Raw genomic sequence first — 21,858 nt, 5'->3', positions numbered from 1 at the left:
CACTACAGGTACAGCCCCGCGTCCGCGTCCTCCCGCGCGCCCGGTACCGAGGTCGGCGCCGTGCCGCGGCGTAGTGCGTACAGCTCCGCCAGGGTCGCTCCGTCGCGGCCCACCCCCTCGTCCGTGCCGAGCCAGTTCACCGCCTCGGGGCGGGTCAGCGCGCCCACCTCGATACGGGCCAGGCAGCGGCCGGGGCGGACCACGGCGGGGTGCAGACGTTCCAGGTCCTCGTTGGTGGTGACGCCCACCAGGACGTTGCGGCCCTGGCCGAGCAGCCCGTCGGTGAGGTTCAGCAGCCTCGACAGCGCCTGGCCCGCGGTGTGCTTGGCCTCGCCGCGGATCAGCTCGTCACAGTCCTCCAGCAGGAGCAGCCGCCAGCGGCCCTTGCCGGCGCCGTCCTCCTCGCCGATCGCGATGTCCATCAGATAGCCGACGTCGGAGAAGAGCCGCTCGGGGTCGAGGACGCAGTCCACCTGGCACCAGTCCCGCCAGGACCGGGCGAGCGTCCGCAGCGCGGAGGTCTTGCCGGTGCCCGGCGGGCCGTGCAGCAGCAGGAGACGGCCGGCGATGTCCTCGGGCGTCGTCTTCATCAGGCGGTCCATCGCCTCCGCCACCGGCGCCGTGTAGTTGGCGCGGACCTCGTCCCAGGTGCCGGCGGAGATCTGGCGGGTGGTGCGGTGCGGGCCGCGCCTGGGGGAGACGTACCAGAACCCCATGGTCACGTTGTCCGGCTGGGGCTCCGGCTCGTCCGCGGCGCCGTCCGTCGCCTCGTTCAGCACCTTCGAGGCCAGCTCGGCGGTGGTCGCGGTGACCGTGACGTCCGCGCCCCGGTTCCAGCGGGAGACGAGGAGGGTCCAGCCATCCCCCTCCGCCAGCGTCGCGCTGCGGTCGTCGTCGCGGGCCACCCGAAGCACCCGCGCCTCCTTCGGCAGCAGGGTCGCCCCGGTGCGCACCCGGTCGATGTTGGCCGCGTGCGAATACGGCTGCTCACCCGTCGCGAAGCGGCCGAGGAACAGCGCGTCGACGACGTCGGACGGCGAGTCGGAGTCGTCGACGTTGAGCCGGATCGGCAGCGTCTCGTGCGGCTTGGCAGACATGCCGCCATGATCCGGCAACGGGACCCGCCGCGCACCCGTTTTCCGAAGTGGGCGGAGAGTGTCGGGTGTGCGCCGAGCTTCCGGAGTATCCGGAGTGTCCCCCCGGCCCTGCTGCGCGCCGCCGATCCCGGATACCTGCCCCGGGGGTGATTTCCGCCCTTACTGTCGTCCCTGATGGGGCGTCATGAGTGGCATTCGGGGGCTCGGCGGTGGCGACTCACCGCCCTGCTCGGTGTGGGCGTGGCCGCGCTCGCCCTGATCGTGACAGTGGTCGACACGCTCCCCGGGGGTTGACCAGGCCCGACACCAGCGCCGGGTCGGTAGGCGCCTGCGTCGGCAGGTGGTCGACCCGCTCCATGTCCTTCGCGCCCCACGGGATCGCCGGGGTCACGTCGGCGACCGTGCCGTTGCTCAGCCACAGCAGCCGTACGGTCGGCCTGTCGTGGGCGTAGACCCAGTCCATCGCGGCGGCCTCGCCGGGCCGGGCCCGCTCGAAGGACTCGTCGCCCCAACGGGCCACCAGGAAGCCACCCATGAGCAGCAGCGCGGCCACCGGGGCCAGGCTGCCCCTGTCCTCCGCACGCTCCTTCGCCGTGGCACCGGTACGCGGGAACAGGGCGAGACCCGCCGGCAGGGCAGCGCCCGGCAGCGTGAACATGAAGACCTGCAGGGCCATCTCGCCGCCGTACGTCGCGGTACCGGTGCAAGCGCCGCCGCCACCAGTCCCGGACGGCGAACAGCATCATGCCGCCGGCCGTGCCCGAGTCGGTCCGTGCGAGCAGCGCGCCGGTCCCGGCGACGGCGGTCGCGGCGCCCGTGAGCAGCGGTCCCAGGTCCCTCCCCGGTCCTGGTCGTTGCCGTGCGCCGCCCTGGGGTGACGGTGTCCTGAGCCGCATGGTCCGCATGGCCGACTCGCGCAGGCGAACGCGGAGCGTCAGGCGGGCTGCGGACATGACCGTTCCCCGGGGACACCTGATGTCTCCTGGGGGCAAGTCGCCCAATTCCTTTACGGCATCGGCCCGGTGCGGACCGGTTGAGGCGCCGAAAAGTCTTGGCATGGACACTTCCCGTCAACACGCGTCATTGGTACGACGGTTGTGGCAGAGATCCTGCTAAAGGGAGGTTCCATGAGACGTTCCCGAATTACGGCATACGTGACTTCGCTCCTCCTCGCATCCGGCCTCGCACTCGCCGGAGCCGCAACCGAGGCGCAGGCGGCGACCGGTGGTTATGTGGCGCTCGGTGACTCGTACTCGTCCGGGGTCGGCGCCGGCAGCTACATCAGTTCGAGCGGCAGCTGCGACCGCAGCACGAAGGCCTACCCGTATCTGTGGAACGCCGCCCACAGCCCGTCCTCGTTCTCGTTCCTGGCCTGTTCGGGCGCCACCACGGACGACGTGCTCTCCGGCCAGCTCGCCACGCTCAGCTCCGCCACCACCCTGGTCTCGATCACCATCGGCGGCAACGACGCCGGTTTCGCGGACGTCATGACGACCTGTGTGCTCAGCTCCGACAGCACCTGCCTGTCCCGGATCGACACCGCCGAGGCCTACGTCGACTCCACACTCCCCGGCAAGCTCGACACCGTGTACGACGCCATCACCGCCAGGGCTCCCCACGCCAGGGTCGTCGTGCTCGGCTATCCCCGCTTCTACAAGCTGGGCACCACCTGCCTCGGCCTCTCCTCGACCAAGCGCTCCGCCATCAACAACGCCGCCGACTACATCGACGCCGCGATCGCCAAGCGCGCCGCCGACCACGGCTTCGTCTTCGGCGACGTCCGCACCACGTTCACCGGCCACGAGATCTGCTCCAGCAGCTCCTGGCTGCACAGCGTCAACTGGCTGGACATCGGCGAGTCGTACCACCCCACCGCGTCCGGCCACTCCGGCGGCTATCTGCCGGCCCTGACCAACAACGCGTGAGCTTCGGTACGTCAGTCCGAACCTGAAGGCGAAGGCGAAGAGGAGGCCCCGTCGGACGGGGTCTCCGTCGTCCTGGTGCAGGTCACGGAGAACGGCACCGAGTCGGACGTCACCGTCACCGGGCTGCGCACCTCGACGGCGATCGCGTCCTTCAGCGTCCCGCTGTCGGACCAGGTCGTCACGGTCACCTTGGTCTGCCGGGTCTTCCCGCCGCCGTCCGGGAAGGACAGCGTCTTCCACCCCTGGTCGTCGAGCGACCCCTTCTTCAGCACCCAGCGGTACTGCACCTCCGCGGGCACCCTGCCGACCGTGAACGTCGCCGTGAAGGCGGGGGCCTGCCCGGTCGGCGGAGGGCAGCTCCCCGAGTAGTCGGTGCCGGACCCGGTCACGCCGACCCTCACGCTCTGCGCCGCCGCACTGCTGCTCGCCGACGGCGACGGCGACGGCGTCGTGGACTCCGTCCTGCCGCTCCGGCTGGGCGCCGGGGAGCTGAGGCTGCCGGCCGACTGGCTGGGACCGGCGTTGCCGTCGCCCTTCTCGCCGTTGCCACCGTTGAGCAGGGCGTACGTGAGCCCGCCGAGCGCGAGGACGACCAGCACCAGCCCGATGATCAGCACGGTACCGGCCCTGCGGTTTCCGTCGCGGTCGGACGCGGGCGGCCGGGTGTCCGTGGGAGCGGGCAACGGCGTGGTGGGGGACGGCGGTTGCTGCTGACGGGCGACACGTGTCGGGGCGTCGTACCGCCCCGGTATCGGCACGGTGGCGGCGGGGCCGGGGGTGCCCCCGAACGAGGGCGTGCCGCCCGACGCGATCAGCCGCAGGTCCTGCTCGGCCTGTTCGGCCGGCAGCCGCCCGGCCGGATCCTTGCGGAGCAGCCCCTCGATGACCGGAGCAAGGGCACCCGCACGGTGGGGCGGGGGCAGCTCCTCGTCCACCACGGCACGGAGCGTGTTCAGCGGGGTGTCCAGCCGGAACGGGGAGGTGCCCTCCACCGCCGCGTACAGCAGCACTCCGAGCGACCAGAGGTCCGACTCGGGGCCGAACGCGCGCCCCAACGCCCGCTCCGGGGCCAGATACTCGGGTGAACCGATCACCTCGCCGGTCATGGTCAGCGCCGAGCTGCCCTCGACGGTGGCGATCCCGAAGTCGGTGAGCACCACCCGCCCGTCGTTCGACAACAGCACGTTGCCCGGTTTCACGTCCCGGTGCAGCACCCCGGCGGCGTGCGCGGCCCGCAGCGCGGACAGCACCTCGGCGCCGATGCCGGCCGCCCGCTGCGGGGACATCGGGCCCTCGGAGTCCAGTACGTCCGCGAGGGACACCCCGCGGATCAGCTCCATGACGATCCAGGGCCGCCCGCCCTCCATCGCCACGTCGTACACCGTCACCACGTTGCGGTTCGCGACCCGGGCCGCGGCCCAGGCCTCGCGCTCCAGACGGGCGTACATCCGCTCGACGTCGGAGCCGGGCAGCCCGGCCGGCGCCCGCACCTCCTTGACGGCGACCTCGCGGCCCAGCACCTCGTCCCGGGCCCGCCACACGGTGCCCATGCCACCCTCACCGAGCGGGGACAGCAGTCTGTAGCGGCCCGCGATCACTCGCTCACGGCCCGGCTCTTCGGTCACGGGTGCTCCCCACGGCAGCTCGCGCTGATTCATCACAAACGTAACTCAGAGCAGTGCGGATGCGGCGCCCTTGAGGACCAGTCCGGCGCCCAGGGCCACTACCACGAGCGCCGAGGCGAGCGGGGTGGTCCTGCGGACCAGTGTGGCCATGGGGTGGGTGGTCCACCGTGGGCGTTTGTCCAGCACCCGGGTCATTTCCGTACCCAGCTTGACGACGGCGAATCCGGCGGCGGTCAGGGTCAGTGCGAGACCGACGCCGTAGGCGACGACGAGCAGCAGTCCGAACCAGGCCTGCCCGAGGGCGGCGGCGCCGACGAGCACGACCACGGCGGAGGGGCTCGGGACCATGCCCCCGGCGAAGCCGAGGAGGAGGGTGCCGCGCAGGGTGGGGGCCGTGGAGTGGGTGTGGGTGAACCCGCCGTGACTGTGCGCCAGGCCGGTGTGGCCGTGGTCGTGGTCGTGGCCGTGGCCATGAAGGTGGTCATGCCCGTGGTCGGGTCCGTGCGTGTGGGCGCGCGTGTGTTCCTGCGCCCCGACCAGGGCCGGCTCCCGCACCTCGGACACCTCGTGCTGGTGATCGTGATGATGGTGGTGGCCGTGGTCGGGTGTGGGTGTGGGTGTGGGTGCGGGTGTGTGCCGGTGCTCCCGGTTCCGCCATGCCCTGCGGGTCAGGTTCGCGCCGGCCGCCAGGACCATGAGGCCGCTCGCGATGCCCAGCCAGGCGATCACCGACGGAGTGGCCGCCGAGCCCGCCGTGACCAGGATGCCGAGGGCCACCACGCCCAGGGTGTGGGTGACCGTGACCGACGCCGCCAGCGGGAGGACGTCGCGCAGGCGCGCGCGGCCGCCGCGGGCCGCCGCCGTCGCCGCCATCAACGTCTTGCCGTGGCCCGGTGCGAGCGCGTGCATCGCCCCGAGTCCGATCGCGATGAACAGCGCGATCGCCGCGAAGCCGACGGTGAGGTGGTTGCGGGCGACCAGGTCGGTCAGGGCCTGGGTCCAGCGGTCGACGCCCCGGGGAAGGATCGCGGCACCCGGGGCGTCCTGGCGTTCCTCGGCGAGGGCCGGGCCGCCCGGCCGCACGCGCACCGCGGCGGACGTGACGTCGGCCGGGGAGGAGAGCAGGTCCTTGGGGTAGCTGGTGAGTTCGTGGGAGACGGAGGTCCTCGGTACGTCCGTCGCGGTCAGTGTCATCCGGTCGCCGCGCGCCGTGATCTCCCGCCAGCCGGGACCCGTGTCGGCGCCCGCGCTGTGGAAGGAGAGGTCGGCCGTGCCGCCCTCGGGCAGGGGCGCGGTGAACCGGCACTCTACACGGAGGGTGTGCAGACCGGCCTGGCCGGGCCGCAGTTCCGCGTGGCCGGCCGCGACGGTGAGCGCGGTCGCCCTGCCGCCGACGGTGAGTCTGCTGCCGTCGGCCGCGGTCGCGCAGCGCTGCTCGGCCCACCTGGCCGTGCCCAGCCGCTTCAGGTCCGGTTTGGCCTGCGTCGCCGGGATCTCGGCCAGGTCCTCGACATGGTCGACGCGGAGCTGCCCGGGGGCGGCGACCAGACCGTCGTACTTGTTGACCGTGAAGTTGCCGAGCGGGTGGGCGCTCGCGGCCGTGGCCGGCAGGAGCGTGAGGCCGCCGGCCATGACGAACAGGGCGGCGGCGCGGCGGAGGTTCACTTCGAGTCCTCCAGCGCCTTGCGGGCCGTACGCGCGCCCAGCGGGGAGAAGCCGGGGTTGAGCGCGAGGGCCTTGGTGAGGGCGGTCCGGCCGGCCGTCCGGTCGCCGTCGGCCAGCTCGATCATGCCCAGGTGGTAGCCGAAGGAGGCGTTGCGGTAGCCGGTGGCGGTGGCCCGGCGGGCGTACGGCAGCGCTTCCTCGTCCTTGCCGTTGACGTGCAGGGCCCAGGCCAGCGCGTCCGCCGTGTGCACCGTGCGGCGGCGGGCCCACTCGGCGCGGGCCGCCTTCAGTGCCTCGGCCTTGTCGCCGTGGTCGGCGGCGGCGAGCGCGGTGTCGAGGTCGGCGTTGACGCCGTTGGCGCGGGCGAGCGCGATCCAGGCCTCGACGAGCGCGTACTGGTCCGCCGCCTTCGCCCGGTCGCCCTTGGCGTTACGGTCCTCGTACAGCTCACCGAGTTCGACGAGGGGCTGGGGCAGGGGGTAGCGGGAGACGACCAGTTCCATGCCCTTGATGGCGTCGGCCCGGTCGCCGGTCGCCGCCTGGGCGCGGGCCCGGCCCTCCAGCGCGGGGAGGTAGTTCTCGTCGGCGGTCAGCGCGCGGGCGTAGTAGTCCAGCGCGCTCCTGTAGTCGCCCTGGTTCCAGGCGAGCAGGCCGAGCTGCGCGGCCACGTAGGCGATGTCGCCCTTCGAGGTGGCCGTGGACAGCGCCTGCTGGAGCACCTGCCGGGCCGTCCGCACGTCGCCCCGCAGCTCCCGCACATACGCGTACCGGGTGAACACCGGTACGCCCGGCTTGCGCCGGTCGGCCAGATCGGCGGCCTTCGCCGCATCGCCGTAGCGGCCGAGTTCGACCAGGGCGTCGATACGGGAGGACAGGGCGCCGGCGTTGTAGGGATTCTGTGCGAGGGCCCGGTCCGCGTAGGTGAGCGCCTGCGCGAACTGGTGCCGGGCGGCTGCGAGCGCGGCCTGGCCGGCCAGTGCCTGGTCGTTGTCCGGGGTGATCCGGAGCGCGCGCCTGAGGGACTTCTCCGCCTGCGGGTAGCGGGACGGATCGCCCTTGGTGCGCGCCTGCTCGACGTAGGCGAGGCCCAGGGTGGCCCAGCTGTCCGAGTCCTTCGGCTGGGTGCGGAGATGGGCCTGGAGGGAGGCGATGCTGCTGTCGAGGTCCCCGCTCGCCAGCATCGCCGGTGACACGGCACTCGACGCGGCCATCGGCGTACCGCCGTCCCCCGACGCCCCGACGGCGATCGCACCACCGGTCAACGCGATGGCCAGCAGCACGGCGGAACCCGCGAGTTGCGCGCGCCGCCAGTTCCGCCCCGCGGCGGCGAAGCGGCGCAGGGCGGTGACCCGCTCGTCGTCCTTCGGGCCGGCGGTCTGCTTGTCGTTCGTACCCGGGGCCATGCCCTCTCCTCGTAGATGTCGCACGGTGGCGCGGCCCGCTGCCGTGGGGGATTGGGTGGGAAGCGGGCCGCGCCGGTCACTGGGGGGCGTTGAGCGCCCCGGAAGGGGCGGGGGACCGCCCCCTTGTCTTCCTCGCGACGGCGTTCAGTACGGCCGCTGCATCCGGCGGCGCCACCAGCCGAACGCCGTGCCGATCAGCAGGACGCCCGCGGCACCCGCGGCCGCGGACCCGGCGATAAGCGTCGTGTTGCTGCTGTCGGAACTGGTCAGGGCGTCACCCAGCGCGCTCTTCGTGCTGCTCCCGGCAGCCTTGGCGAGCGCTCCGCGGGAGCCGGACGTCGGCTCGGCCACGTACGGGAAGTACTTCTCGAAGCCCTTGTCGTTCTTGTCGACCGCGTCGCCCAGGTCGTTCTTCGAACCGACCAGTTCGCCCTCGACGACCTGCAGCGCCTCGTCGATCACGTCGTCGGTGAGCCGGCGCCCGTTCGGGAAGCCCGCGTTGTCGCCGTCGAGGACACCGAGCCGCTTGGGCTTGGCGGTGGGCTTGATGGACGTGTTCAGGCGGAGCATCTCCGACGGCGTCGCGTACGGCTGCTCCTGGTTGAGGCCCTTGACGCCCTTGAGGAACACGTCGACGAGGTCGTTGCGCGGTTCCTTCGGCGCCTTGATGTTGTAGATCGCCTCGATGAGCTTCGGCAGTTCCGGGTTGGTCACGTTCTTGAGGAACTGCGCGTCGTCCTTGGGCTGGGACGCGTTGAACTTGTCCTTGTCCTTCTGCGGGTTGACGACCTCGTTGACCAGCGGGTTGCCGAGGCGCGAGACCTGGGCGTAGTAGCCCTGCGCGTTCCGGCGCTGGGTCGTCGCGTAGATGCCGACGGTGGGACGCGACGCCGACTGCCGGATCAGCGAGTTCGGCACCTGGAGGGCGATCGTGTTGACGTTGTAGCCCTTCAGGGTGTCCCGGCCGACCTCGGAGAGGTTGCCGCCGTACAGCAGGTCGAAGACGCGCAGGTCGGCGAAGAACGGGTCGTCCGCCTGGCCGGCGAAGGTCGCGCCGCCGTTGACCGTCTTGTAGATGGCCTGGGAGCGCAGCTTCCCGTAGTCCGGCATCGACGCCTTGCCGACGTCCGAGGGGGCCGCCGGCACGTCGCTGGCGATCCTCGTCGTGTGCTGCTGCCTGCCGTTCCTGAACTTGATCAGGTCGAGGTTGTACGCCTGCGTGACGTTCAGGTCGGGGTCGGTCAGGTTGTCGACCACACCCGTGTTGTAGAGGAACGTCTTCTTGTTCTTGATCTGGGTGCGGAAGGTGTAACGGAAGATCAGGTCGTCCTTCGCGTCACCGTTGTTGTCGATGTGGATGTCGTACTGGGCGTCGTCGGCGAACTGGTAGAAGTTCGGGCCGCCCGCCGGTTCCTCGAAGGGGATGTAGTCCGACACGATGGTCGTGGTGTCGGGCTTGTCCGGGCTGACGAACGCGTACAGGTCCGTGTTGTCGTACTGCGGGGTGCCCGAGATGAGCGGGGCTTCCCGGTGGGAGGAGGCGGAGGCCGCTCCCGGTTCCAGCGCGGCGACGCTGGCGGCTGTGATCCCGCCGGTGGCCAGTGCCCCACAGATGAGCGAGACAAGGCCCTTGCGCCCCGCGCCACTCCTGGAGATTAGAGGTGTCATGCCGTCCGTCCCTCGGTCCCAACTTGCTTGACGGACGGGTATACGGAACGGGACGGCCGTTTGGATTGGTCGGAAGAAAAAAATCTTTTCTTCCTGCTCGACCCGCGTTTTCGGCCCGTGCGTACGTACTTCTGCCGGAGGTGCGTCAGTTGCGAATGCCTGGTGTGGGAGGACGGGCCGGGTGCGGCCACAGAAGGGGGAACGGGGTGGAGGCGGACGAACTGCTGGTGCTCGTCGCGGCCGGCGACCAGAAGGCGTTCGAGGACCTCTACGGACTGGTGTCCGGTCCGGTGTTCGGACTTGTGCGACGCGTGGTCCGGGACCCCGCCCAGTCCGAGGAGGTGGCCCAGGAGGTGCTCCTCGAACTCTGGCGCTCCGCACCCAAGTTCGATCCGGCCCGTGGCAGTGCCCTGTCCTGGATCCTCACCCTCGCCCACCGCCGCGCCGTCGACAGGGTGCGCAGCGCCCGCGCGGCCGGCGAACGCGAGCAGCGCGAGGCGCTGCGCGCGGGCGAACCTGCCTTCGACCAGGTCGCCGAGGAGGTGGAGGCCGGGCTGGAGCGCGAATGGGTACGCCGGTGCCTGGACCGCCTCACCGCCCTGCAGCGCCAGTCGGTCACCCTCGCCTACTACGACGGCTACACCTACCGCGAGGTTGCCGAGCGGCTCAAACTGCCGCTGGGCACGGTCAAGACACGGATGCGCGACGGACTCACCCGGCTGCGTGACTGCCTGGGAGGTGCCGTATGAGCCTGGTCGGCCGCCTGTTGCACCGCGAGGACCTGCACTCGCTGGCCGCGCCCTACGCCCTGGACGCCCTGGAGCCCGGCGAACGGCGCCGCTTCGAGAAGCACCTGGGGGGCTGCGACCGGTGCGCTGCCGAGGTCCGGGCGCTGACCGAGGACGCGGTACGGCTGGCCTGGTCCACGGCGGCCCCGCCGCCCCACGCGATGCGCGACCGGGTCCTGGCCGCCGTACGTGCCACCCCGCAGGCGGCGGTTCCCGCCCGGGAGCGCGTTCCCAATCTGCCGCCGCACGTCTGGGGTGCGCAGCCCCCGCCGCCGCGCAGACGGCAGCGCCCGCTGTTCGTGCCGTTCGCCACCGCCACCGCGGCGGCCGCGCTGGTCGTCGCCTCCCTGTTCGCGGTGCAGGCCGGCCGGACCCAGGACCAACTCGACGCGGCGCGAGCCCAGTCGAGTGAGATCGCCCACGTCCTGGCCGCGACCGACGCCCGTGCGGCCAGCGGCAAGGACGCCCAGGGCCGAAGCATCGGAGCCGTGGTCTCCGCTTCGGAGCGGCAGGCCGTCGTCACGCTCAGCGGATACGGCGCGCTGTCGAAGGGGCGCGTGCACCAGCTCTGGCTCATGCGCCCCCATGCGCAACCGCGCTCCCTCGGGCTTTTCAAGACCGACACGCCCTTGGTCGCGACCGGTCTCGACACGTCCGCCACGTCACTCGCCGTAACCGTCGAGCCCGCCGGTGGCTCTCCGCAGCCCACCAGCCAGCCGATTGTCCAACTCGCCCTGAAATCGGTCGGATTCGGAGAGTAGCCTAAGAGGGGTCGTCAACAGCCTTGCGGGAAAGGTGAATCCTGTGACCGCGATACACGAGTGCCCCATCGGGGCGATAGGGTTACCCTGCCCGGGCCGGGTGGACTCGTACGGGTGGGGAGTGACATGGAACAGATAACACGCAGCAGGGCGAGGGTTCCTGCGATCACCTGCGGGAGCAGCGCGACCAGTTCGCGCCTCGACCGCCATCTGTCGGTACTGGCGGGTCCCGCCATACCGCAGCAGCAGGCGATCGAGGCGACGTCACTGATGCGTGAGCTGACCGCGCGTGAGCCCGCACGCCGCAGCGACCGGGGTGCGCGGGTCAGCCGCGTCTCCCTCTTCGCGCCGCTTCGTCGGCTACGCCGTTCGCTGTTCGGCGGCAGCGACAAGCACTGACCGTCAGGCTCGCGCTCAGGCAGCCACACCGTCCCGGCGCAGCGCTGCTGTCTCGGCGTCCGTCATCCCCACGGCACGCAGCAGCGCGTCGGTGTGCTGTCCGAGCGCGGGTACGTCCCCCATCCGCGCCTCGTCCCCGCCCGGCAGCGTGATGGGCGGCAGCAACGCACGCAGCGGTCCGACCGGCGACCCCACCTCCCGCCACCGTTCCCGGGCGGCCAGCTGCGGATGTTCCGCCAGCTCGGACAGGTCCCGCAGCCGCGCGCACGCGATGCCCGCGGCTTCCAGGCGTGCCACCGCCTCGTCCGCGCCGACCGATCCGAGAGCGGCCGCGACCAGCTCGTCGGTCCGTGCCCGGTTCGCCGCCCGCGCCGCGTTCGTCGCGAACGCCGGATCCGAACCCAACTCCGGCCGCCCGATCACCTGTTCGGCAAGCCGTCGCCACTCCCGGTCGTTCTGCACCGACAGCAGCACCCGCCCGCCGTCCCCGGTCGGATAGGCGTCGTACGGCGCGATCACCGCGTGCGCCAGACCGGTGCGCTCCGGCGGGGTCCCGCCGTGCAGGGTGTGGTGCAGCGGATGCCCCATCCACTCGGCCAGCGCGTCCAGCATGGACACCTCCACCGGCCCGCCCCGGCCGGTCGTGCCGCGCCGCACCAGCGCCGCGAGGACGCCGGAGAAGGCGTACATGCCCGCCGCGATGTCCGCCGCCGGGATCCCGGCCTTCACCGGCTGCTGAGGCGTGCCGGTGACCGACACCAGCCCCGCCTCGCACTGCACGAGCATGTCGTACGCGCGTTTGCCGGCGTACGGACCCGACGCGCCGTATCCGGAGACGTCCACGGCGACCAGGCGGGGGTGCGCGGCGCACAGCGTGGCCGCGTCCAGGCCGAGCCGGGCGGCGGCTCCCTGCGCGAGGTTCTGCACGAAGACGTCGGCGCCCGCGACGAGTCGTCTCACGACGTCCAGTCCGCGCGGGTCCTTCAGGTCCAGCGCGATGGACTCCTTGCCCCGGTTGCACCACACGAAGTGCGAGGCGAGCCCCTTGGCGGCGGTGTCGTAGCCGCGCGCGAAGTCGCCGCCGTCGATCCGCTCGACCTTGACCACCCGGGCGCCCAGATCGGCGAGCTGCCGGGTGGCGAACGGTGCCGCGACGGCCTGTTCGACGGCGACGACGGTGATGCCCTCCAGGGGCAGAGGGAGACGGTCCATGGCCTGGATCATGTCCCGCCACCGGCGGTCCTGTCAGCAGGAGGACGGCGACCAGGAGCGCGCTCCGGGCGCGCGGACCCGCGACCGGATGGGGCGCCGGCCGAGCGGACCCGTGGCGGCGGCGCGTCGCCGAACAGGTGGCGCTCGCGGACCGCCCGGCCCGGAGGCGGACCGCCTCGGGTGCGTATCCGCGGAGGACCCGCGGCGTTCGCGGAGGACCCGGAGCCCCTCGGCCCGGCATCGTGGGGCTTGGCGGGCGGCGGAAGGGGACCGGACGGGTGCTGGGCGCGTTCACACCGTCGTAGCCCGTGCGGACGAGTCACAGCAGCGTCAGTTGACCTGCCGGGCCCTCTTCCGTGTGCTCCAGGATCGACGCCGGTCTGCGGGCTGCCTCCGGGGGCGGGAGCACGCCCGCCGCCGTCAGCTCCGCCGCCGTGATCCGGGTCTCGATCTCCAGGGCGGCCCGCTGGGACCGTACGTCCGCGAGCAGGGTCAGGACCGTGATGAGCTCCAGCAGATCCGACGTCCACGCCTGGGGCCAGGACTGCGGAACGATCGCCGCCAGCGTCCCCGGTCGTGCCGGGGCGGTCCGGGCCGCGAACCATGCCTCCAGGACCCGCACCTCACCCGCCGCGAACTCCCAGGCCTGCGGCGGTACCGGTGAGACGCGGCCCTCGTCGATGTGCAGGGTCTCCTCCTCCGGGTCGTAGCGGATCGTGAGGGGGCGGGAGGGGAGCGGGGCGCGGACGTAGGGGCGGCGGCCGCCGGGGAGCTTCGGGCGTTCGCCGTCCCGGCGGAGCAGCCACAGGGCCCGCCGGCCCAGCCGCACGCCCCGGGACCACAGGTCGGGGTCCTCGGTGAGCGGGACCGTGTGGTCCGGGCGGATCACCGCCAGGGCCCAGGCCAGCACGTCCGGCGGGGCGAGGGCATGGCCCAGGCGGTCGGCGAGGTGTGCCAGCAGGCCCGGTGCCAGGTTCGGTTCGCCGCCGCCCGGGCGGCGGTACAGCGGGCGGACACGACCGGCACGGAGCGTGGGCAGCAGGGAGGTCGCCAGCAGCGGCATGCCCTCGGCCGACTCCACCGCGAAGATCTGGTGGCCGTCGGCCACCCGCCACAACTCCGGGCGGGCCGCGTCGATGAGGCGGTGGTCCGGAAGGAGCCATTCCTCGTCGAAGGGGGCGGACAGCACGCGGACCGGGTCCGCGCACGGGCCCGAGGCCCCCGCCAGCCGCTCCGTGCCGGTCGGCTGCCCCGGCAGCTGGGGCACGGCCGAATGGAGGGTCCGGGCGCGCGTCGGTTCGAACAGGGCCTCGCGCTCCGGGCCCTCGGCCTTCAGGAGCGCGTCCCAGCGGGCCCTGAGGGTCGCCGGATCGGGGGCCGTCGGCCACCCCCGGCCGAGCCGTAGTGGTGCGACGGACCACGGCATGAGGTCCGCCAGCGGCGGAGCGTCGTCGTGCGTCACGCCCGGCATCGTACGACGAGTTCAGGTGGCGTCGAGGGTGACCGTGAAGGAGAAACGGTCGCCCCGGTAGTGGATGACCGCCAGGTCCAGGACCCGGCCGGCGGTGTCGTAGGTGACTCCGGTGTAGTGCAGGATCGGGCTGAGGAGGGGGACCTGGAGCAGCCGGGCCGTCTCCGGGTCGGCCAGCCGGGCCTCGACCGTGTCCGTGATACGGCTGATGTCCGCGCCGACCACGTCGCGGAGCACCTTGGTCATGGGCCGTCGGGCCAGGTCCTGCGGATCGATGCGCTCGGCCAGTTCGGGACGGACGTGGTTGCGGGCGTGGTTGGTGGGCTCGCCGGTCTGCTCGTCACTGCGCAGCCGGTGGTACGTCGCCACCTCGTCGAGATCCGGGAAGTACTCGGTGAGTTCACCCGCCACGGGTGCCGTGCCGTGGTCCAGCAGTTCGGCCGTCATGCCGGACTGCTGGGCCACGATCGCGTCCACCGAGCCGAGGAGCCGTACCGGGGTGCCCCGCCGCACGTCCGGTTCGATGAAGGTGCCCCGGCGGCGGTGCCGGCTGATCAGGCCCTCGTCCTCCAGTTCCTTCAGCGCCTGCCGCATGGTCAGCACGCTCACGCCGTAGTGCTCCGCGAGCTGTTCCTCGGTGGGCAGCCGGAGCGGATCCCGGGGCGAGCGCCCGAGTATCGAGGCGCGCAGTGACTGCGACACCTGATACCAGAGCGGCAGCTTGCGGTTCAGGACGATCGAGTCCGGGGCGAAGGAGGTCACAGGGCATCCGTACCGTCGGGGGATCTTCAGTGCAAGGGCCGGAAGTGGCGCTCCAGGCCCTGCCACACGTCGTCGTAGCGCTGTTGCAGATGCTCGGCGGTCGCCGCCTGCGGGGTGAGCGTGACCGGCCAGCGGGTCTCGAACATGAAGGCGAGGCCGTCGTCGACCTTCTGCGGACGCAGTTCGGCCGCGCTCGCCCGGTCGAACGTCTCCCGGTCCGGACCGTGCGCGGACATCATGTTGTGCAGGGAGCCGCCGCCCGGCACGAACCCCTCCGCCTTCGCGTCGTAGGCGCCCTCCACCAGGCCCATGTACTCGCTCATCACGTTCCGGTGGAAGTACGGCGGCCGGAAGGTGTTCTCGCCCACCAGCCAGCGCGGGGCGAAGACCACGAAGTCGACCCCCGCCAGGCCGGGAGTGTCCGACGGGGACGTCAGCACCGTGAAGATCGACGGATCGGGGTGGTCGTACGAGATGCTGCCGATCACGTTGAAGCGGCGGAGATCGTAGAGGTAGGGCACATGTGTGCCGTGCCAGGCGACGACGTCCAGTGGGGAGTGGTCATATGTGCTGGTCCACAGGCTGCCGCAGAACTTGTTGACCACCTCCACCGGACCCTCAACGTCCTCGTAGGCGGCCACGGGGGCCTGGAAGTCGCGGGCGTTGGCGAGGCCGTTGGCGCCGATCGGGCCGAGGTCGGGGAGGCGGAAGGGCGAGCCGTAGTTCTCGCACACATAGCCGCGGGCCGTGGCCTCCAGCAGGTCCACCCGGAAGCGGACCCCACGGGGGATCAGCGCCATGTGTCCCGGCTCCACGTGCAGCAGGCCGAACTCGGTGCGCAGCAGCAGCCCGCCGCGCTCCGGGACGATCAGCAGTTCACCGTCCGCGTCCGAGAAGACCCGCTCCATCGAGGAGTTGGCGTGGTACAGGTGCACGGCCATGCCGGTGCGCTGGGTCGCGTCGCCGTTGCCGCCGAGGGTCCACAGGCCCGCGAGGAAGTCCGTACCGGGGGCCGGCTCGGGCAGCGGGTTCCAGCGCAGCCGGTTCGGGTCCGGGGCGACGTCGGTGAAGGGCGCGGTGCGCAGCGCCCCGTCGCCCGCGGCCCGGGTGAACGCCGGGTGGGCGGCGGAGGGGCGGATCCGGTACAGCCAGGAGCGGCGGTTGTTGACCCTCGGCTCGGTGAAGGCCGTACCGCTGAGCTGCTCCGCGTACAGGCCGAGAGGGGCGCGCTGCGGGGAGTTGCGGCCCTCGGGCAGGGCGCCCGGCACCGCCTCCGAGGCGTGTTCGTTGCCGAACCCCGACAGGTACGCCAGCCCTTCCGCGGTCTTCCGCGCTCCCTCACGCTCGAACACGCTCGCGCGGGAGGTGCCCCCATCGCTCATGATCGCTCCCTGGACCGGTGAGTGCCTGATTCCTATGTATCACCGTAGGATTGAGTGGGGGCGGGTGCAAGAGGGCCGGGATCATCCCTGCGAGGGACGGCGAGAACCCGACTCCAGGGGGATCCGGTCCACGGCGCGCTGTTCTACGCTCCCGGGCATGTCGTGGACGCGTGGACTGCCGGGCGCGCTCGCGGCCGGCGCGCTGCTGCTGGTCGCTGCGGCGGCTTGCGGGACCGGGGAGGCGCACGAGCAGCGGGAGACGGGGGCGCCCTCACCGGTGGGCAAGATCCTCGACGACACGGACGAGGGCGGACGCCACTACCGGGAGGCCGGCGGGAAGCAGGCGCCCGAGGTGGGCACGGTGGTCACGCCGGACACCGCCGGAGGCTGGGACGTACGGCTCGACGTGCACCGCTTCCACCTCTCCCCGGCCGGTACCGCGGCCCGGGCGGTCGACGGGCACGGCCTCGCCTACCTCTTCGTGGACGGCGACCTGGTGACCCGACTGCGCACCCCCGTCTACCACCTCCCCGCCAGGCTCGTCCCGCAGGGCACCCACCACGTCACCGTCCGCCTCTACGCGGACGACGGCACGGTGTGGGTCGTCCACGGCAAGCCGGTCGAGAGCACGGCGGACGTCACGGCATCGGGGGCGGAGACGGTCACGCCGACGGGGACGGACGGACCCCCGCCCGGATGAGTGCATGGGCCATCCGTCTCCGTACTGGGGGGCGAGGTTCACCTGATCCCCGCGGAAAGGCATCATGAAGCCCGTGCCCCCAGCGCCCCCGCTTCGTAAAGCTCCTGTCCAGCGCCGCAGTGCGGAACGGCTGACCAGGATTCTCGACGCCTGCGCCGACCTCCTCGACGAGGTGGGCTACGAAGAGCTGAGCACCCGGGCCGTCGCGGTGCGCGCGGCGGTGCCCATCGGCTCGGTCTACCGCTTCTTCGGCAACAAGCGGCAGATGGTGGACGCCCTCGCCCAGCGCAACCTGGAGCGCTACACCGAGCGGGTCGCCGAGCGGCTGAAGGACGCGCCGAAGGGCGACTGGCGTGCGGCGATGGACGCGGTGCTGGACGAGTACCTGGCCATGAAGCGCACCGCCCCCGGATTCTCGCTCGTCGACTTCGGCAACCAGATACCCGTCGGCGCCCGCCACGCGGAACCCAACCGCAGGGTCGCCGACCGCCTCACCGACCTGCTCTCCGGCTACATCGGCCGCACCCCGGACGAGGCCCTGCGCCGCACGTTCCTGGTGGCCGTGGAGACCGCCGACACCCTGGTCCACCTGTCCTTCCGGATGGACCCGGAGGGCGAGGAGACGATCATCGCGGAGACGCGGGAACTGCTGCGGGCCTATCTGGCGCGGGTGCTGGACTGAGACGAGACCCTCGTGACCTGGACTTTTGCGCTTATTGCTCGCGTGTCAACGTCTTGTTAACGACGTTTGGCGCGACCTAACGTCATCGCACCGCCGGCCCTGGCGGGAGTTCAAGGGCGAACGTTAGGTGTTCCACTCATGCTGACCATCCTCGGCTTCACCATGATCGCGACCTTCCTGGTCCTGATCATGCTGAAGAAGATGTCGCCGATCGCGGCGCTCGTCCTGATACCCGCGCTGTTCTGCGTGTTCGTCGGCAAGGGGGCCGAGCTCGGCGACTACGTCATCGACGGCGTCACCAGCCTCGCGCCCACCGCGGCGATGCTCATGTTCGCGATCGTCTACTTCGGTGTGATGATCGACGTCGGTCTGTTCGACCCGATCGTCAAGGGGATCTTGAAGTTCTGCAAGGCCGACCCGCTGCGGATCGTCGTCGGTACGGCTCTGCTCGCCGCGATCGTCTCCCTCGACGGCGACGGCTCCACCACCTTCATGATCACCGTCTCGGCGATGTACCCGCTGTACAAGCGCCTGAAGATGAGCCTGGTCGTGATGACCGGGGTGGCCGCGATGGCCAACGGCGTGATGAACACGCTGCCCTGGGGCGGACCGACGGCACGCGCGGCGACCGCCCTCAAGCTGGACGCGAGCGACATCTTCGTGCCGATGATCCCCGCGCTCGCCGTCGGACTCCTCTTCGTGATCGCCCTCGCGTACGTCCTCGGCCGCCGTGAGCGCAAACGGCTCGGCGTGCTGACCCTGGACGAGGCGCTGGTGGAGGAGACCGAGACCGTCCTGGTGGGGGCCGCCGGGCCGCTCGCGCGTACCGGCGGCGGTCCGGGCCCCATGCCCGCCGGGCAGCCCCCGGCCGACGAGGACTTCCAGGGCCTGGACCCGCACCGCGAGACCCTGCGTCCCGGGCTGTACTGGTTCAACGCGCTGCTCACGGTCGCCCTTCTCGCTTCGATGATCATGGAGTGGCTGCCGATCCCGGTGCTGTTCCTGCTCGGCGCCGCGCTCGCGCTGACGGTCAACTTCCCGCAGATGCGCGCCCAGAAGGCCCGCCTCGGCGCGCACGCCGAGAACGTCCTCAACGTCTCCGGCATGGTCTTCGCCGCCGCCGTCTTCACCGGGGTCCTCCAGGGCACCGGCATGGTGGACCACATGGCCGGCTGGCTCGTCGGCAACATCCCCGACGCCATGGGCCCGCACCTGGCCCTCGTCACCGGCGTGCTCAGCATCCCGCTCACGTACTTCATGTCGAACGACGGCTTCTACTTCGGGATCCTCCCGGTCCTCGCCGAGGCCGGCCAGGCGCACGGAGTCTCCTCCGTGGAGATCGCCCGCGCCTCGATCGTCGGCCAGCCCCTGCACATGTCGAGCCCGCTGGTACCCGCCGTCTACGTCCTGGTAGGCATGGCCAAGGTCGAGTTCGGCGACCACACCCGCTTCGTCGTCAAGTGGGCCGCCCTCACCTCACTCGTGGTGCTGGGGGCAGGAATCCTGTTCGGCATCATCTGACCTGCTCCACGGAGGACTTCACCATGGCGCCCGGCAGGAACCGCGGCTGGCTGCTCCGCCTCGTCATCGCCTTCGGCTTCGCGCAGGGCGCGGTGTCGATGGCCCGACCCGCCGTCTCGTACCGGGCGCTCGCGCTCGGCGCCGACGAACGGGCCGTCGGTGTCATCGCCGGCGTCTACGCCCTGCTCCCGCTCTTCGCCGCCGTCCCGCTCGGCCGCCGTACCGACCACGGCCGCTGCGCGCCCCTGCTGCCGGTCGGCGTGGTGCTGATAGCCGGCGGCTGCGCGCTCAGCGGCCTCGCGAACTCCCTCTGGGCGATGGCCCTGTGGAGCGGGGTGATGGGCCTCGGCCACCTCTGCTTCGTGATCGGCGCGCAGTCGCTGGTGGCCCGCCAGTCGGCCCCGCACGAACAGGACCGCAACTTCGGCCACTTCACCATCGGCGCGTCGCTCGGGCAGCTGGTCGGACCGATCGCCGCGGGTGCGCTGATCGGCGGGCCCGACATGGCCGGCAGCAGCGCGCTGGCCCTCGTGGTGGCGGGTGCGGGGGCGGCGGTCGCGGTCGGCTCGCTGTGGCACATCGAGGACCGTACGGCGGTGACGTGCCGTCACGAGCGGGGCGTCCGCGTCCCGGTGGGCGGCATCCTGCGGGCCCGGGGGGTCCCGGCGGGCATGCTGATCAGCCTGTCGGTCCTGTCCGCGACCGACATCCTGACCGCGTATCTCCCGGTGGTCGGCGAGCACCGCGGCATCGCGCCGGCCGTGATCGGAGTCCTGCTCAGCATCCGTGCGGGGGCGACGATCGCCTGCCGGCTGGTCCTCACGCCGTTGCTGCGGCTGCTCGGCCGGCCGCTTCTGCTGACCCTGACGTGTTTCCTGGCGGCCGTGCTGTGCGCCGCGATCGCGCTGCCGGCCCCGGTGTGGGCGCTGGCCCTGCTGCTCGCCGCGCTCGGCTTCTGCCTGGGGGTCGGGCAGCCGCTGTCTATGACGACGGTCGTCCAGGCCGCTCCCGAGGGCGCCCGGTCCACGGCGCTCGCCCTGCGGCTGACCGGCAACCGCCTGGGCCAGGTGGCCGCGCCGGCCGGAGCGGGGCTGGTGGCGGGGGTGGCCGGAGTGGCCGCGCCGTTCGTGATGCTGGGCGCGTTGCTGCTGGTCTCCGCGGGTGTGGCGGTGCGCTCGCCGGGGGCGTCGGGGCGGTCAGGGGGCGCCGGCCCGGAGCCGCGGACGCGGCGCGGGGGCCCGGCGTTGCGCCGCACGAGCGATATCTGACGGCGCGTCGGATGTCGGTGCCACGGGCCGTGGAGTGCATGGGTGACAGTCCAAACGAAAGGTCGATTTGTATGAAAATCGTCTAACTTGGAGGAGCTTGCATGCCCACGCTCACACTGCCCCGCGCCGCCGGTTCCCGAGCGGGCGCCACCGTCGTCCTCACCGCCATCGCCGCGGCGGGTGCGTCGTGGGTGGCGGCGCCGAACGCGGCGGCCGTAGGAGAGAACGGCGACATCAGGATCCACCGGGTGGGCGTGCCCTTCGGCGTGTCCAAGGACGACCCGGTGGTCTGCAGGTTCTATCTCGACGCCGTCAACTTCGACGTCCTCCCCGCCATCGCCTACACCATCACGCCACAGCCCCCGCTGCCCACCGCGGCCACCGTCGCCGGCACCATCCAGCTCGCCGGAGGTGCCGGTCACACCGACCCGCTGGGGCTGGCCGACGGGCAGTACAAGCTCTCGTGGACGGTGTCCGGCGCGTTGAAGGAGAAGGTCTTCCGGGTCAACTGCCGCGACGGCAAGCAGGACGGGGCGCCGGGCCAGAACGGCCCCAACGGCCCCAACGGCGAGAACGGTCAGAACGGCCAGGGTGGTCCCAACGGGCAGATCGAGGACAACCAGCGGGGCGACTCCTGGGTGCAGGGCGGGGACCGCGGCGGCCCGCAGGGCGGTGTGCACGCGGGCGGCGGCGGCCTCGCCGACACTGCGGCCGCGTTCTCGCCGCTGGCGGCGGCGACGGCCGTGGGTCTGGTCGCGGCCAGCGGTGTGGTGTACGTCCGGCTGATCCGCCGTCGCCCCCATGGCGCCGCGTAGGCGCAGACGCAGGCCCTGGTACCGGACCCGCGCCTTCCGCCTCGCCAGGACCGCCCTGCTGGCGATCGTCCTGGTGGCCGTGGTCCGGTGCGGGGGTCCGGGCGGTTCGGACGCCTCGGCGGCGGCCGGCCCGGGCGCGGGCCGGCCCGGGGCCGAGGGGCCCCCGCCCCGCCCGCTGCCCCGGTCCCGGCCGACGTCGATGCGCATCCCCGTCCTGGGCGTCGACGCGCCGGTCATCGGGGTCCGGCTCGACCAGGGGCGGCAGTTGGAGACACCGCCGGTCGACGACCCGAAGCTGATCGGCTGGTTCGAGGGCGGCGCCACGCCGGGCGAGTCCGGGCTCGCGGTGGCCGTCGGCCACCGGGACACCAGGACGGGGCCCGCCGTTTTCGCGGCGCTCGCGCAGGTCAAGCCCGGCAAACGGATCGAGGCCGGGCGCGCGGACGGCCGTACCGCCGTGTACACCGTGGACCGGGTGAAGGTCTACGACAAGGCCGGCTTCCCGAGCGAGGAGGTGTACGGCCAGACCCGGCGTCCCGAACTCCGCGTCATCACCTGCGGTGGTCTCTTCAGCCGGAGGACGGGCTACACCAGCAACGTGGTGGTCTTCGCCCATCTGACCGCGACGCAGTGACCGGGCGGCGGCCCGCACCGCCGGCGCGCGGTGTGCGGCCGTCGCGGCCGGTCGTCGGTTTCCCGCGCCGCCGAGGGGAC

The 21,858-nt window shown here is 72.1% G+C and carries 19 protein-coding genes and 1 pseudogene; 10 read left to right on the top strand and 10 right to left on the bottom strand.

Going from position 1 to position 21,858, the window contains the following annotated elements:
- Positions 1 to 2: 2 nt before the first annotated feature.
- Positions 3 to 1,097 (bottom strand): DUF5925 domain-containing protein, encoded by a 1,095-nt coding sequence (locus tag ACFXI4_RS29795; protein WP_384996759.1) that lies wholly within the window; start codon positions 1,095 to 1,097, stop codon positions 3 to 5.
- Between the two features lie 292 nt (positions 1,098 to 1,389).
- Positions 1,390 to 1,945, bottom strand: a pseudogene (locus tag ACFXI4_RS29790) (lipopolysaccharide biosynthesis protein); the annotation flags it as partial.
- A gap of 279 nt (positions 1,946 to 2,224) precedes the next feature.
- On the opposite strand from ACFXI4_RS29790, the gene ACFXI4_RS29785 reads away from it, so the two are divergent.
- The gene (locus ACFXI4_RS29785; protein WP_384996757.1) at positions 2,225 to 3,022 is read left to right on the top strand and encodes an SGNH/GDSL hydrolase family protein; all 798 of its coding nucleotides are present in this window, start codon (positions 2,225 to 2,227) and stop codon (positions 3,020 to 3,022) included.
- Between the two features lie 11 nt (positions 3,023 to 3,033).
- Here the strand turns inward: ACFXI4_RS29785 and ACFXI4_RS29780 are convergent, their stop codons facing one another.
- From ACFXI4_RS29780 to ACFXI4_RS29765, 4 genes are all read right to left on the bottom strand, one after another.
- Positions 3,034 to 4,647: a serine/threonine-protein kinase gene (locus tag ACFXI4_RS29780; protein WP_384996755.1), complete on the bottom strand. Its 1,614-nt coding sequence runs from the start codon at positions 4,645 to 4,647 to the stop codon at positions 3,034 to 3,036.
- 45 nt (positions 4,648 to 4,692) lie between these two features.
- Positions 4,693 to 6,312 (bottom strand): nickel transporter, encoded by a 1,620-nt coding sequence (locus ACFXI4_RS29775; protein ID WP_384996753.1) that lies wholly within the window; start codon positions 6,310 to 6,312, stop codon positions 4,693 to 4,695.
- Positions 6,309 to 7,715 carry a tetratricopeptide repeat protein gene (locus ACFXI4_RS29770; protein ID WP_384996751.1) on the bottom strand — a complete coding sequence of 469 codons (1,407 nt, stop codon included), beginning with the start codon at positions 7,713 to 7,715 and terminating at the stop codon, positions 6,309 to 6,311. The genes ACFXI4_RS29775 and ACFXI4_RS29770 overlap by 4 nt, the downstream gene beginning before the upstream one ends.
- A 144-nt stretch (positions 7,716 to 7,859) precedes the next feature.
- On the bottom strand, positions 7,860 to 9,383 hold the full coding sequence (locus ACFXI4_RS29765; protein WP_384996749.1) for a DUF4331 domain-containing protein: 1,524 nt from the start codon (positions 9,381 to 9,383) through the stop codon (positions 7,860 to 7,862).
- A gap of 206 nt (positions 9,384 to 9,589) precedes the next feature.
- Between ACFXI4_RS29765 and ACFXI4_RS29760 the strand changes: the two genes are divergently transcribed.
- The 3 genes from ACFXI4_RS29760 (at position 9,590) to ACFXI4_RS29750 (ending at position 11,331) form a co-directional block, all read left to right on the top strand.
- Positions 9,590 to 10,132 (top strand): sigma-70 family RNA polymerase sigma factor, encoded by a 543-nt coding sequence (locus ACFXI4_RS29760; protein ID WP_362729215.1) that lies wholly within the window; start codon positions 9,590 to 9,592, stop codon positions 10,130 to 10,132.
- Positions 10,129 to 10,932 (top strand): anti-sigma factor domain-containing protein, encoded by an 804-nt coding sequence (locus ACFXI4_RS29755; protein ID WP_384996747.1) that lies wholly within the window; start codon positions 10,129 to 10,131, stop codon positions 10,930 to 10,932. The genes ACFXI4_RS29760 and ACFXI4_RS29755 overlap by 4 nt, the downstream gene beginning before the upstream one ends.
- Positions 10,933 to 11,058: 126 nt before the next feature.
- Entirely contained in the window at positions 11,059 to 11,331 is a 273-nt protein-coding gene (locus ACFXI4_RS29750; protein ID WP_362732465.1) for a hypothetical protein, read from the top strand.
- 15 nt (positions 11,332 to 11,346) lie between these two features.
- Here ACFXI4_RS29750 and ACFXI4_RS29745 read toward each other — a convergent pair whose 3' ends face one another.
- The 4 genes from ACFXI4_RS29745 to hmgA all read right to left on the bottom strand — a co-directional run bounded on the left by ACFXI4_RS29745 (position 11,347) and on the right by hmgA (position 16,158).
- Complete coding sequence (locus tag ACFXI4_RS29745) at positions 11,347 to 12,543, bottom strand: CaiB/BaiF CoA transferase family protein (RefSeq protein ID WP_384996745.1); 1,197 nt, start codon at positions 12,541 to 12,543, stop codon at positions 11,347 to 11,349.
- Between the two features lie 319 nt (positions 12,544 to 12,862).
- Entirely contained in the window at positions 12,863 to 14,014 is a 1,152-nt protein-coding gene (locus ACFXI4_RS29740) for a type ISP restriction/modification enzyme (protein WP_384996743.1), read from the bottom strand.
- Positions 14,015 to 14,026: 12 nt separating this feature from the next.
- Positions 14,027 to 14,776, bottom strand: a complete 750-nt coding sequence (locus tag ACFXI4_RS29735) for a GntR family transcriptional regulator (RefSeq protein ID WP_384996741.1) — start codon at positions 14,774 to 14,776, stop codon at positions 14,027 to 14,029.
- A gap of 26 nt (positions 14,777 to 14,802) precedes the next feature.
- On the bottom strand, positions 14,803 to 16,158 hold the full coding sequence (hmgA, locus tag ACFXI4_RS29730) for a homogentisate 1,2-dioxygenase (protein WP_384996739.1): 1,356 nt from the start codon (positions 16,156 to 16,158) through the stop codon (positions 14,803 to 14,805).
- A 157-nt stretch (positions 16,159 to 16,315) separates the two neighbouring features.
- On the opposite strand from hmgA, the gene ACFXI4_RS29725 reads away from it, so the two are divergent.
- The 6 genes from ACFXI4_RS29725 (at position 16,316) to ACFXI4_RS29700 (ending at position 21,778) form a co-directional block, all read left to right on the top strand.
- Positions 16,316 to 16,858 carry a hypothetical protein gene (locus tag ACFXI4_RS29725; protein ID WP_384996737.1) on the top strand — a complete coding sequence of 181 codons (543 nt, stop codon included), beginning with the start codon at positions 16,316 to 16,318 and terminating at the stop codon, positions 16,856 to 16,858.
- Positions 16,859 to 16,922: 64 nt separating this feature from the next.
- Complete coding sequence (locus ACFXI4_RS29720) at positions 16,923 to 17,540, top strand: TetR family transcriptional regulator (RefSeq protein WP_384996735.1); 618 nt, start codon at positions 16,923 to 16,925, stop codon at positions 17,538 to 17,540.
- 138 nt (positions 17,541 to 17,678) lie between these two features.
- The gene (locus tag ACFXI4_RS29715; RefSeq protein WP_384996733.1) at positions 17,679 to 19,061 is read left to right on the top strand and encodes a CitMHS family transporter; all 1,383 of its coding nucleotides are present in this window, start codon (positions 17,679 to 17,681) and stop codon (positions 19,059 to 19,061) included.
- Between the two features lie 23 nt (positions 19,062 to 19,084).
- Positions 19,085 to 20,329, top strand: a complete 1,245-nt coding sequence (locus tag ACFXI4_RS29710) for an MFS transporter (RefSeq protein ID WP_384996731.1) — start codon at positions 19,085 to 19,087, stop codon at positions 20,327 to 20,329.
- 101 nt (positions 20,330 to 20,430) lie between these two features.
- Complete coding sequence (locus tag ACFXI4_RS29705) at positions 20,431 to 21,144, top strand: hypothetical protein (protein WP_384996729.1); 714 nt, start codon at positions 20,431 to 20,433, stop codon at positions 21,142 to 21,144.
- Positions 21,131 to 21,778, top strand: a complete 648-nt coding sequence (locus ACFXI4_RS29700; RefSeq protein WP_384996727.1) for a class F sortase — start codon at positions 21,131 to 21,133, stop codon at positions 21,776 to 21,778. Before ACFXI4_RS29705 ends, ACFXI4_RS29700 begins: the two co-directional genes overlap by 14 nt.
- Positions 21,779 to 21,858: the final 80 nt, after the last annotated feature.

This window comes from Streptomyces sp. NPDC059224 (genome assembly GCF_042754285.1).
GTDB lineage: Bacteria > Actinomycetota > Actinomycetes > Streptomycetales > Streptomycetaceae > Streptomyces.
Note: the sequence above shows the minus strand (reverse complement) of the source record. Positions and strands in the feature narration are given on the sequence as shown.

Bases quoted from the DNA above. Each gene is read 5' to 3' on its own strand.
- ACFXI4_RS29795 (WP_384996759.1), bottom strand. From the start codon at position 1,097: ATGTCTGCCAAGCCGCACGAGACGCTGCCGATCCGGCTCAACGTCGAC.
- ACFXI4_RS29785 (WP_384996757.1), top strand. From the start codon at position 2,225: ATGAGACGTTCCCGAATTACGGCATACGTGACTTCGCTCCTCCTCGCA.
- ACFXI4_RS29770 (WP_384996751.1), bottom strand. From the start codon at position 7,715: ATGGCCCCGGGTACGAACGACAAGCAGACCGCCGGCCCGAAGGACGAC.
- ACFXI4_RS29765 (WP_384996749.1), bottom strand. From the start codon at position 9,383: ATGACACCTCTAATCTCCAGGAGTGGCGCGGGGCGCAAGGGCCTTGTC.
- ACFXI4_RS29755 (WP_384996747.1), top strand. From the start codon at position 10,129: ATGAGCCTGGTCGGCCGCCTGTTGCACCGCGAGGACCTGCACTCGCTG.
- ACFXI4_RS29750 (WP_362732465.1), top strand. From the start codon at position 11,059: ATGGAACAGATAACACGCAGCAGGGCGAGGGTTCCTGCGATCACCTGC.
- ACFXI4_RS29745 (WP_384996745.1), bottom strand. From the start codon at position 12,543: ATGGACCGTCTCCCTCTGCCCCTGGAGGGCATCACCGTCGTCGCCGTC.
- ACFXI4_RS29740 (WP_384996743.1), bottom strand. From the start codon at position 14,014: ATGCCGGGCGTGACGCACGACGACGCTCCGCCGCTGGCGGACCTCATG.
- hmgA (WP_384996739.1), bottom strand. From the start codon at position 16,158: ATGAGCGATGGGGGCACCTCCCGCGCGAGCGTGTTCGAGCGTGAGGGA.
- ACFXI4_RS29725 (WP_384996737.1), top strand. From the start codon at position 16,316: ATGTCGTGGACGCGTGGACTGCCGGGCGCGCTCGCGGCCGGCGCGCTG.
- ACFXI4_RS29720 (WP_384996735.1), top strand. From the start codon at position 16,923: ATGAAGCCCGTGCCCCCAGCGCCCCCGCTTCGTAAAGCTCCTGTCCAG.
- ACFXI4_RS29715 (WP_384996733.1), top strand. From the start codon at position 17,679: ATGCTGACCATCCTCGGCTTCACCATGATCGCGACCTTCCTGGTCCTG.
- ACFXI4_RS29710 (WP_384996731.1), top strand. From the start codon at position 19,085: ATGGCGCCCGGCAGGAACCGCGGCTGGCTGCTCCGCCTCGTCATCGCC.
- ACFXI4_RS29705 (WP_384996729.1), top strand. From the start codon at position 20,431: ATGCCCACGCTCACACTGCCCCGCGCCGCCGGTTCCCGAGCGGGCGCC.
- ACFXI4_RS29700 (WP_384996727.1), top strand. From the start codon at position 21,131: ATGGCGCCGCGTAGGCGCAGACGCAGGCCCTGGTACCGGACCCGCGCC.